Raw genomic sequence first — 10,392 nt, 5'->3', positions numbered from 1 at the left:
CGCCCGTTTCGGGGCAACTTCTCCAGCCTAGCGACCCCGACCCACCAAGTCAAAACCGGGTCCGCGCCACCACCTGGAACTCGCCACCTCGCACCAGCTCGAACCTCCCGGTCCGCGCTCGCTCTCGGCGACTTCCAATAAGTTACGCAGACGTGAACCCAAACGCAAATCGCCAGGTCAACGGCGAAAATGCGAGACGGCGCCGGGGTTCACCGGCGCCGTCTCGTGATACTCCCCGGATCAGCGGATCCGGACCCCGGCCAGGTTCCGCTTGCCGCGCCGGAGGACCAGCCAGGCCCCGTGCAGCAGGTCGCTCGTCGCGGGCGTCCACTCTGCGTCCTCGACGCGCACGTTGTTGACGTACGCGCCGCCCTCACCGACGGCACGTCGCGCCGCGCCCTTGCTCTCGCACAGGCCGGACGCCACCAGGAGATCGACGATCGTCCTCGGTTCGTCGGATCCCAGCTCGACCGCGCCGGCGTCCTCGAGTGCAGCACCGAGGGTCCGTTCGTCCAGCTCGGCCAACTCGCCACGTCCGAACAGCGCCTGGGACGCCGCCTGCACCGATTCCGTGGCCGCCACCCCGTGCATCATCGTGGTCATCTCCTCGGCCAGGCGCTTCTGCGCCGCCCGCAGCTGCGGCTTGTCCCGGGTGAGTGCGTCGAGCTCGTCGATCTCTTCCCGGCCCAGGAACGAGAACCACCGCAGGTAGCGGACCACGTCGGCATCGGAGGTGTTGAGGAAGTACTGGTACCAGGTGTAGGGGCTGGTCAGGTCCGGGTCGAGCCAGAGACTGCCGCCGCCCGTGGACTTGCCGAACTTCTTCCCGTCGGACGAGGTGACCAGGGGGACGGTCATCGCGTGCACCGACTCCCCGTCCATCCGGCGGTTGAGGTCGACACCGCCGACGATGTTCCCCCACTGGTCGGAGCCGCCGATCTGCAGGGTGCACCCCATTGTGCGACGCAGCTGCACGAAGTCGTTGGCCTGGAGGAGCATGTACGAGAACTCGGTGTACGAGATCCCGTCGCCGTCCAGACGACGCTTGACGGTGTCGCGCCCGAGCATGGTGTTGAGCGAGAAGTGCTTGCCGACGTCGCGGAGGAACTGGATGGCGGTCAGGTGCCCGGTCCATTGCATGTTGTTGACCACGCGGGCGCCCGCGGGCCCCTCCGTGAGGTCCACGAACAGCTCAAGCTGTCCGGTGATGCGCTCGGCCCACTCGGCCACGGTGTCGGCGGTGTTCATGGTGCGCTCCCCCACGTCGCGGGGGTCCCCGATCATCCCTGTCGCGCCACCGGCCAGGACGATCGGCCGGTGTCCGGCCAACTGGAATCGCCTGAGGGTGAGAAGCGGGATCAGGTGACCTGCGTGCAGGCTGGGCCCGGTGGGATCGAAGCCACAGTAGAGCGACACGGTGCCCTCGTCGAGATGGGCACGGAGCGCGTCGAGGTCGGTCGACTGCGCGATGAGCCCCCGCCACTGCAGGTCATCGAGGATGTTGGAAGTCACGCGTGCCATTGTTCCCCATCGGCGCCGCGGGCTACCACGGGGCGGGGTGCGTGACGCGCGGCGCGCGTGGACTGCGGCGGTAGGAGGAGACCTCCCGGGCGCCCGCCAGCCAGAATCGCCAGGGGCGATCCGCCTCACGGGAGACACCCACCCTGGGGCCGGTCCGGATCTGCGAATCCGGGACCGGATCCGGACGGAACGTGACCGACGACGTCGGGTCGAGGACATCCATGCCCCGGAATGAGAGATCGATGCCCACCACCTTGCCGAGGTTCCCCGGTCCGCGAGCCGCGTGCTCGGCGGGTATCCCCGGCCGGCGGAGGTCCACCACCTCGTGTCCGCTCTCCACCCGGGCTGCGCGGAGAAGGACCCCGCCCCCCTCACCTGCGGGACGGCAGGTGATGTTGACGCATCGGTGGATCCCGTGGCTCAGATAGACGTACAGGTGACCGGCGTCGCCGAACATCACCTGGTTCCGCGGGGTCGGCCCCGGCCAGGTGTGGGCCGCGGGATCCGGATGGGGCGAGTCGACCGGTCCCCCGTAGGCCTCCACCTCGACCACCCGCACCGAGACGGTGTCATGGGTCAGGACACCCCCGAGCAGTGCCCGCGCGGCCGCGGCCGGGTCAGCCTCACGCAGCAGTGCCCGGAACGGACCCGCCCCGGCGTACCCCCGGGTCACTCCTGCGGAGCTCCGCCCGAACGGGCGAGCAGGTCCGCGTGCTCGGCGTCGTCCACCTGGCGTGCCTCCTCCACCAGCAGGACCGGGATACCGTCGTCGATCCGGTAGGCGCGTCGGAGACGGGGGTTGTAGAGCGTGTCGTCACCCGCCAGGAGCAGCGGCCCCTTGTCCTCGGGGCAGGCGAGGATCTCCAGCAGACGGTCATCGATGGCGGACATGGCGCTCACCCTACCCAGTGGGCGAGCTCGCTACGGATCTCTCCCAGCCGGCGCCGTTGATCGGCCACGGCGGTGCCGGCGGTCCCGCCGCGTGCGCTCCGTGACGCGATGGATCCCGTCACGGTGAGCACGTCGCGGACGTCGGGCGACAGCTCGGGGTCGACGGCCGCCAACTCGTCGTCGGTCAGCTCGTCCAGCCCGACGCCGCGGGACTCGGCCACCCGAACGCACTCCCCGGCCGCCTCGTGGGCGACGCGGAAGGACACGCCCTGACGGACCATCCACTCCGCGATGTCGGTGGCCAACGTGTATCCGGCCGGGGCGAGCGCGGCGAGGCGCTCCGGGTGGAACTCCAGGGTCGAGACCATCCCGGTCATCGCCGGGAGGAGCAGGTAGAGCTGGGCGACCGAATCGAAGACCGGTTCCTTGTCCTCCTGCAGATCCCGGTTGTAGGCCAACGGTTGGGCCTTGAGGGTGGCGAGCAGGCCGGTCAGATTGCCGATCAACCGGCCCGTCTTCCCGCGCATGAGTTCCGCGACGTCCGGGTTCTTCTTCTGCGGCATGATCGAGCTACCGGTCGACCACTCGTCGGCCAGCGTCACGTACCCGAACTCCGGGGTCGACCAGGCGATCACCTCTTCCGCCAGGCGGGAGAGGTCGACCGCGATCTGCGCGAGGACATAGGCCGCCTCGGCGGCGAAGTCCCGCGAGCTCGTGGCGTCGATCGAGTTGTCCGCCGCGCGGTCGAACCCGAGCTCCGCCGCGATCGCGTCCGGGTCCAGCCCGAGGGACGACCCGGCCAGGGCCCCCGAACCGTACGGAGACACCGCGAGACGTCGGTCCAGGTCCCGGATCCGATCGACGTCCCGCAGCAGCGGCTGCGCGTGGGCCAGGAGCTGGTGCGAGAGCAGGATCGGCTGAGCCGCCTGGAAGTGGGTCTTGCCCGGCATCACCGTCTCCGGGTGCTCGTCCGCCTGGGTCACGAGTGCGTCGACCACGTCGAGCACCCCGGCGGCCACCTCCCGCACCGCGTCGCGCAACCACATCCTGAACAACGTGGCGACCTGGTCGTTGCGGGACCGGCCTGCACGAAGTCGCCCGCCCACCTCGACCCCCACACGGTCGATCAGACCGCGTTCGAGGGCACCGTGCACGTCCTCGTCCGATTCTGCCGGGACGAACGCGCCTGAATCGACGTCCGCGGCCAGTCGGTCCAGACCGTCCAGCATCGCGTCCAGTTCCGCACCGGAGAGCAACCCCGCACGGTGGAGAACCCTGGCGTGGGCCTTGGAGGCCCTGATGTCGTACGGCGCCAGCTCCCAGTCGAAGTGCGTGGACTTGCTCAGGGCGGCCATCGCCTCGGCGGGGCCGCCCGCGAAGCGACCGCCCCACAGGGCTCCGGCGTTGGTGCCGTGACGTTCGTCCTGCCGGTCGGCGTCGCTCACAGCCCGAGGTCCCGCTTGGCGGCGATCTTGGAGCTCAGACCGTGGAGGTTCACGAAGCCCTTGGCGTAGCTCTGGTCGAACGAGTCGCCCTCGTCGTAGGTCGCGAGGTTGAAGTCGTACAACGAGGAATCGGAACGACGTCCGTTGACCACGATGGAGCCACCGTGCAGGACCATCCGGATGTCACCGGAGACGTGCTGCTGGGTGTTGTCGATGAAGGCGTCGAGGGCGTACTTCAGCGGGGAGAACCACAGGCCGTCATAGACCGCGTTGGACCACTGGTCGGACACACCCGATTTGTACCGGGCCAGCTCCCGCTCGAGAGTGACGTCCTCGAGCGCCTTGTGCGCGGTGATGAGGATCATCGCGCCCGGTGCCTCGTAGACCTCGCGGCTCTTGATACCGACGAGCCGGTCCTCGACCATGTCCAGCCGACCCACACCCTGCGCGCCGCCACGGCGGTTGAGCTCCACGATGGCTTCGAGCACGGAGACCTTGCGACCATCGATCGCCACCGGGATGCCCTCCGAGAAGGTCACGGTGACCTCGTCGGGAGCGGCGAAGTTGAGGGTGGGGTCCTCGGTGTAGTCGTAGACGTCCTTCGTGGGGGCGTTCCACAGGTCCTCGAGGAAGCCGGTCTCCACCGCGCGACCCCAGACGTTCTGGTCGATCGAGAACGGGGACTTCTTGGTCACGTTGATGGGGATCTCGTTCTGCTCCGCGAACTCGATGGCCTTCTCACGCGTCCAGGCGTAGTCGCGGACCGGGGCGATCACGTCGAGGTCGGGGGCGAGTGCGCCGAAGCCCACCTCGAAGCGGACCTGGTCGTTCCCCTTGCCGGTGCAGCCGTGTGCGACGGAGGTGCCGCCGTGCATCTTGGCCGCGGTGACCAGGTGCTTGACGATCAGCGGCCGAGAGATCGCCGAGACAAGTGGGTACTCACGCATGTACATCCCGTTGGCCTTGATCGTGGGGGCGCAGTACTCGTCGGCGAACTCGTCGCGGGCGTCCACGACGATCGACTCGACGGCGCCGCAGTCCAGGGCGCGCTGCCGGATGACCTCCATGTCCTCACCGCCCTGACCCAGGTCGATGGCGACGGCGACGACCTCGGCGCCGGTCTCCTTACCGATCCAACTGATGGCGACAGAGGTGTCGAGGCCGCCGGAGTAGGCGAGGACTACGCGATCGGACATGGTGTGCTCCTTGATGGTTCGGATCTAAAAGGTCTGGGGTCGGGTCGTGGAGGTCAGAGTGGGCGTCGGGCCAGGGAGGCGAGCCGGTCCGCGAGCTCGGCGCCTCCGACGGGCTCACGGGCCATCACGAATATGGTGTCATCCCCGGCGATCGTCCCGACCACGTCGTCGAGGTTGGCGCGGTCCAGGGCGCTCGCCAGGAAGTTCGCGGCGCCGGGCGGGGTCCTCAGGACCGCGATGTTGCCACTGTGGTCCGCCGAGACCAGGAGGTCGCCGAGGAGCCTGCCGAGCCTGTCGGTACCGCCGGGGATCCCCGGGGCCCTGCTGCCGTCCTCCGGGATGATGTAGCGGCCCGCGCCGCCGTCCGCGGCCCGGAGTTTGACGGCCCCGAGTTCGTCGAGATCCCGGCTCAAGGTGGCCACCGCGACGGCGATGCCCTCCTCGGCCAGGGCCTCCGCCAGCTCGGTCTGGCTCCGGACGGGACGGCGCTGGAGGATTTCGGCGATACGGGCGTGCCTGACGGTCCTGCTGACCGTCCCCACCGTGGTCACGACCGCTCCATGAGCCACACGAGCAGCGCCTTCTGCGCGTGGAGCCGGTTCTCGGCCTCGTCGAACACACGGCTGCGGGGGCCGTCGATGACCTCGGCCGCGATCTCCTTGCCGCGGTAGGCGGGCAGGCAGTGCAGGACGATCACGTCGTCGGACGCCCTGTCGACCGACTCCTGCCCCAACTGGTAGTCGGCCAGGTCGCGGAGCCGATCCGTTGCCGAGTCCTCCATCCCCATCGACACCCAGGTGTCCGTGATGAGGACGTCCGCACCGTCCACCGCCGAGTCGACGTCGGTCGTGATCCTCACGGACCCGCCGGTCCCCGCCGCCACGCGCTCGGCATCCGACACCACCTGACCTGTCGGCTGGTAACCCTCCGGCGCGGCGATGGTGATGTGCATGCCCGCGGTCGCGAAGCCGAGCAGGTACGAGTGCCCCATGTTGTTCGCGCCGTCGCCGAGGTACACAGCGCGCAGGCCTGCGGTGCGGCCGAAGTTCTCGCGGATGGTGAGCAGGTCCGCGAGGATCTGGCACGGGTGGAACTCGTCGGTCAGGGCGTTGACCACGGGCACGTCCGAGTGCGCGGCGAGCTCGACGAGCCCGTCCTGCGAGTAGGTGCGCCAGACGATCGCCTCGACGTAGCGCGACATCACCCTCGCGGTGTCGGACAGGGTCTCACCCTTGCCCATCTGCGTGGATCCGGAGTCCACCACGATGGCGTTCCCGCCGAGTTGGGCGATCCCGGCATCGAACGAGAACCGCGTCCGCGTGGAGGTCTTGTCGAAGATCACGGCGACCGACCGTGGCCCCTCGAGCGGGCGGGCCGAGAACGGGGCGGCCTTGAGCCGCATCCCCAGATCGAGGACCTCGGCCTGCTCCGCGGGGCTGAGGTCGTCGTCCCGCAGGAAGTGCCGCACCGACGATGATGCTGCGGTCATGAGGTGGACTCCTTCGGGGTCGCGGCGTCCAGGATTGCCGGGAGCCCGGCGACGAACCGCGCGACCTGCTCCTCGGTCAGCACGAGCGGCGGGGCGAGGCGGACCACGTCCGCGGTGGTGGCACCGACGAGATACCCGGCCTCCCGGGCCGCCCCCTCCACGGCCTTGGCGAGCGGCGCGGTGAGCACCACGCCGAGCAGCAGCCCCCTCCCCCGCACGTGGTCGACCAGCGGGTGGTCCAGGCACTCGATCTCCGCGGCGATGATCTTCCCGAGTCGGTCGACGTGCGCGATCAGGTCATCGGCCTCGATCGTGTCGAGGACGGCCAGGGCGGCCGCGCACGCGATGGGGTTCCCGCCGAACGTGGTCCCGTGCTGCCCCGCGGTGAGCAGGTCCCCGGCCGCACCGACCGCCAGGCAGGCACCGATCGGCAACCCGCCTCCCAGGCCCTTGGCCAGGGTGATCACGTCGGGGACCACCCCCGCCCGCCGCGTGGCGAACATCGCCCCGGTACGACCGATCCCGGTCTGGACCTCGTCGACGATCATGAGGATCCCGTGCTCGCTGCACAACGATCGCACCTCGGCCAGGAAGCCCTCGGGGGGTTCGACGACCCCTCCCTCGCCCTGGACCGGCTCGACGATCACGGCGGCCGTGTCCCCGGGAGCCTGCTCTACGAGAGCGGTGAGCGCGGCGGTGTCGCCGTAGGGGAAGAACTCGACCCCTGCGGGCATCGGTTCGAACGGCTCCCGTTTGGCGGGTTGACCCGTCATCGCGAGGGCGCCCATGGTCCTGCCGTGGAAACCGTTCTCCGCCGCGAGGACCCGCGAACGGCCCGTCCGACGGGCGATCTTGAACGCGGCCTCGTTGGCCTCCGCGCCCGAGTTGCAGAAGAAGGCGCGGACGGGCTCGTCCACCGCCAGCAGCGACTCGAGACGCTCGGCCAGCGCCACCACCTTCGGGTGGATGTAGAGGTTGGACACGTGGCCGAGCTCGGCGACCTGGCGGCTGACAGCGTCGACCACCGCCGGGTGCGCGTGGCCGAGTGCGTTGACCGCGATACCTCCGAGCAGGTCCACGTACTCGCGGCCGTCCGAGGCGGTGACGGTGACGCCCCGGCCCGAGACGAGCTCGAGCGGCGGAGTGCCGTAGTTGCGCATGAGCGCGCCGTCCCACCGTGCGGTGAGGGACATGGTGTCGGTCCCGGTCATCTCGCGCCTCCTGCCGGCGTACGGATCTCGTGGTCACCCTCGGTGACCATGGTGCCGATGCCGCCCTCGGTGAGAACCTCGAGCAGCACGGAGTGTTCGACGCGCCCGTCGATGACGTGGGCCGCCCGCACCCCGCCCTGCACCGCGCGCAGACACGCCTCCATCTTGGGGACCATCCCACTCTCGAGCGACGGCAACAGTCGCTCGAGCGGACCGGTTCCGAGATGTGTGACCAGTGAGGACCGGTCCGGCCAGTCGGTGTACAACCCCTCGACGTCGGTGAGGACGACGAGCTTCTCCGCGCCGAGCGCGGTGGCCAGCGCGCCGGCGGCGGAATCGGCGTTGATGTTGTGGACGGTGCCGTCCGCATCCGGGGCGATGGTGGACACGACGGGGATCCGTCCGGCCTCGATGAGGTCCAGGACGGCGCGGGGATCGACCGACTCGACGTCGCCGACCAACCCGATGTCGGTCGGTTCACCGTTCACCATCGCCGTCCGTCGGACCGCCGTGAACAGGCCCGCGTCCTCTCCGGAGATCCCGACCGCGTAGGGACCGTGCGCGTTGATGAGCCCCACCAGCTCGCGGCCGACCTGTCCGAACAGCACCATGCGGACGATGTCCATGACCTCGGGGGTGGTCACGCGGAATCCCCCGCGGAACTCACCCTCCATGCCCAGGCGGCCGAGCATGGAGGTGATCTGGGGGCCGCCCCCGTGGACCACCACCGGCTTGAGACCGCAGGTCCGGAGGAACACCATGTCGGCCGCGAACGCCGCCTTGAGCTGGTCGTCGATCATCGCGTTGCCGCCGTACTTGACCACGACGATCTTGTGGTGGAACTTCTGCAGCCACGGCAGCGCCTCGGCGAGGACGTGTGCGCGGACGAACGGCGTCAACTCGGTGGACCCGTCGTTCATCTCGGTGGTCATGTCAGGCCTCTCCGGGCTGGTCTGGAACGGTCAGGGTGAGTCGGATGTCGGCTCCGCCGCGGTGGCGGAAACGGAACTCCACTCCGTCTGCGGTGCGCGAGGGTTCCGGCCAGGGCGCCTGGTCGGTCTCCGGTCGGAAGACGAGAACCTCGATCGGGCCGGCCTCGGCACCCGACCGGGTGCTGACGAACCGGGCGACGTCCTCGGCGACGCGGTGCGTGAACGTGAAGTCCTCACCCGGCACACCGACCCCGGGACCGTCGAGCAGGACGACCGCGCGGATGGACGGGACCTCGGCGCTCAGGGTGCTCCACTGCACCTCCACGGCGTCGGTTCCGTCGCCGTCGACCTCCAGCACGGACGTCGAACCCGCGGGAGCGACCCAGAACACCACGGTGTTCTCCGCGGGATCGGACCACCTTTCCAGTCCGTGGATGCGGCCGTCCGATCTCGCTCCGGAGAGGGTGTCCGCACTCACGGGGCGAGGCCGACCGTGCTGAGTCCGGAGGTCTCGGGCAATCCGAGCGCCAGGTTCATCGACTGGATGGCGCCTCCGGCGGTGCCCTTGGCGAGGTTGTCGATCGCCGCGGTGAACACCGCGCGACCGGCGCGGCCGTCCACCTCGATGCCGAGCTGCACGGCGTTGGAACCGAGGACCGAGGCGGTCATCGGCTGCACACCCTCGGGGAGCACGTGGACGAAGGGTTCGTCGTCGAACGCCTCCGCGTACACCCGCCGCAACTCCCCCGCGGTCGCGGTGGTCGGGGCGACCGCGGTGGTGAGGATTCCCCGGGCCATCGGGGCCAGGACAGGGGTGAAGCTCACCGACACCTCCGTATCGGTGACAGCCCGCAGGTTCTGGGTGATCTCGGGCGCGTGACGGTGGGTCGTGACGCCGTAGGCCTTCGCCGATCCCATGACCTCCGAGGCGAGCATCGGCACCTTGGCGGACTTCCCTGCGCCCGAGGCGCCGGTGACCGAGACGATCGTGATCCCCGACGCGTCGATTAGTCCGGCCGCCACCGCCGGGAACAGCGCGATGCTCGCCCCCGTGGGGAAGCACCCGGGCACCGCGATCCGGCGGGTCGACCGCAGGGCCTCACGCGCACCGGGGAGTTCGGGCAGACCGTACGGCCAGGTGCCGGCGTGCGCGGACCCGTAGTAGGACTCCCAGTCCGAGGCATCGGACAGCCGGAAGTCCGCGCCCAGGTCGACGACGAGGACGTCCGGCCCCAACTGCTCGGCGATCGCCGAGGAGTGCCCGTGCGGCAGTCCCAGGACCACGACGTCGTGCCCGGCCAGGGTGTCCGCACTGGTCTCGACCAGGACGCGGTCCGCGAGCGGCAGGAGATGGGGATGGTGCTCGACCAGCGGCTGCCCGGCGTTGGACCCCGCAGCGAGGGTTCCGATCTCCATCTCACCCGACACGAGCGCAGGGTGTCCGAGGAGCAGGCGGAGGAACTCCCCTCCCGCGTAACCCGAAGCACCTGCGACCGCTACCTTGATTGCCATGCGCACAAGTATGCATCAGCTTGCAATCTTTTGCACACCGACGCGCCGGCCGCGAACGCCCCGGACAGGTCAGGCTCCGAGTTGACGCCGTCCCCCGCCGAAGCGGCTCTGCCCGAGATCCACCGATCCGCCCACGCGACGCCCCTCCTCGATCCCCGAGGTGCCCACCCGCCGCCGTGCACCGCGGACCGCCGC

The 10,392-nt window shown here is 69.8% G+C and carries 11 protein-coding genes; all 11 read right to left on the bottom strand.

The window, feature by feature from the left end; translation table 11 throughout:
• Positions 1-240 precede the first annotated feature (240 nt).
• From tyrS to argC, 11 genes are read right to left on the bottom strand one after another with little or no spacing between them, the layout of a single operon-like run.
• A complete protein-coding gene (gene tyrS, locus G6027_RS00805) occupies positions 241-1,512 on the bottom strand; it encodes a tyrosine--tRNA ligase (protein ID WP_346995583.1) in 1,272 nt (423 codons plus the stop codon).
• A gap of 31 nt (positions 1,513-1,543) precedes the next feature.
• Positions 1,544-2,194, bottom strand: coding sequence for a DNA-3-methyladenine glycosylase (locus tag G6027_RS00800; RefSeq protein WP_346995582.1), 651 nt, complete (start codon positions 2,192-2,194; stop codon positions 1,544-1,546).
• Complete coding sequence (locus G6027_RS00795; protein ID WP_182634539.1) at positions 2,191-2,412, bottom strand: Trm112 family protein; 222 nt, start codon at positions 2,410-2,412, stop codon at positions 2,191-2,193. Before G6027_RS00795 ends, G6027_RS00800 begins: the two co-directional genes overlap by 4 nt.
• A 5-nt stretch (positions 2,413-2,417) precedes the next feature.
• Positions 2,418-3,857, bottom strand: coding sequence for an argininosuccinate lyase (gene argH, locus G6027_RS00790; RefSeq protein WP_182634537.1), 1,440 nt, complete (start codon positions 3,855-3,857; stop codon positions 2,418-2,420).
• Positions 3,854-5,053, bottom strand: a complete 1,200-nt coding sequence (locus tag G6027_RS00785; protein WP_182634535.1) for an argininosuccinate synthase — start codon at positions 5,051-5,053, stop codon at positions 3,854-3,856. Before G6027_RS00785 ends, argH begins: the two co-directional genes overlap by 4 nt.
• Before the next feature lie 53 nt (positions 5,054-5,106).
• Positions 5,107-5,604 carry an arginine repressor gene (locus G6027_RS00780; RefSeq protein WP_182634533.1) on the bottom strand — a complete coding sequence of 166 codons (498 nt, stop codon included), beginning with the start codon at positions 5,602-5,604 and terminating at the stop codon, positions 5,107-5,109.
• Positions 5,601-6,542 (bottom strand): ornithine carbamoyltransferase, encoded by a 942-nt coding sequence (gene argF / locus G6027_RS00775; RefSeq protein WP_182634530.1) that lies wholly within the window; start codon positions 6,540-6,542, stop codon positions 5,601-5,603. The genes G6027_RS00780 and argF overlap by 4 nt, the downstream gene beginning before the upstream one ends.
• The gene (locus G6027_RS00770) at positions 6,539-7,753 is read right to left on the bottom strand and encodes an acetylornithine transaminase (RefSeq protein WP_182634528.1); all 1,215 of its coding nucleotides are present in this window, start codon (positions 7,751-7,753) and stop codon (positions 6,539-6,541) included. Before G6027_RS00770 ends, argF begins: the two co-directional genes overlap by 4 nt.
• Positions 7,750-8,685: an acetylglutamate kinase gene (argB, locus tag G6027_RS00765; protein ID WP_182634525.1), complete on the bottom strand. Its 936-nt coding sequence runs from the start codon at positions 8,683-8,685 to the stop codon at positions 7,750-7,752. The genes G6027_RS00770 and argB overlap by 4 nt, the downstream gene beginning before the upstream one ends.
• Before the next feature lies 1 nt (position 8,686).
• A complete protein-coding gene (locus G6027_RS00760; protein WP_182634523.1) occupies positions 8,687-9,163 on the bottom strand; it encodes a hypothetical protein in 477 nt (158 codons plus the stop codon).
• Positions 9,160-10,197: an N-acetyl-gamma-glutamyl-phosphate reductase gene (argC, locus tag G6027_RS00755; protein ID WP_182634521.1), complete on the bottom strand. Its 1,038-nt coding sequence runs from the start codon at positions 10,195-10,197 to the stop codon at positions 9,160-9,162. The genes G6027_RS00760 and argC overlap by 4 nt, the downstream gene beginning before the upstream one ends.
• Between the last annotated feature and the right edge of the window lie 195 nt (positions 10,198-10,392).

Source organism: Dietzia sp. SLG310A2-38A2, from assembly GCF_014145095.1.
In the GTDB taxonomy this organism is placed as follows: Bacteria; Actinomycetota; Actinomycetes; order Mycobacteriales; family Mycobacteriaceae; genus Dietzia.
Note: the sequence above shows the minus strand (reverse complement) of the source record. Positions and strands in the feature narration are given on the sequence as shown.

Coding starts and splice junctions, on each gene's coding strand:
- G6027_RS00795 (WP_182634539.1), bottom strand. CDS start 2,412: ATGTCCGCCATCGATGACCGTCTGCTGGAGATCCTCGCCTGCCCCGAG.
- G6027_RS00785 (WP_182634535.1), bottom strand. CDS start 5,053: ATGTCCGATCGCGTAGTCCTCGCCTACTCCGGCGGCCTCGACACCTCT.
- argF (WP_182634530.1), bottom strand. CDS start 6,542: ATGACCGCAGCATCATCGTCGGTGCGGCACTTCCTGCGGGACGACGAC.
- G6027_RS00770 (WP_182634528.1), bottom strand. CDS start 7,753: ATGACCGGGACCGACACCATGTCCCTCACCGCACGGTGGGACGGCGCG.
- argB (WP_182634525.1), bottom strand. CDS start 8,685: ATGACCACCGAGATGAACGACGGGTCCACCGAGTTGACGCCGTTCGTC.
- argC (WP_182634521.1), bottom strand. CDS start 10,197: ATGGCAATCAAGGTAGCGGTCGCAGGTGCTTCGGGTTACGCGGGAGGG.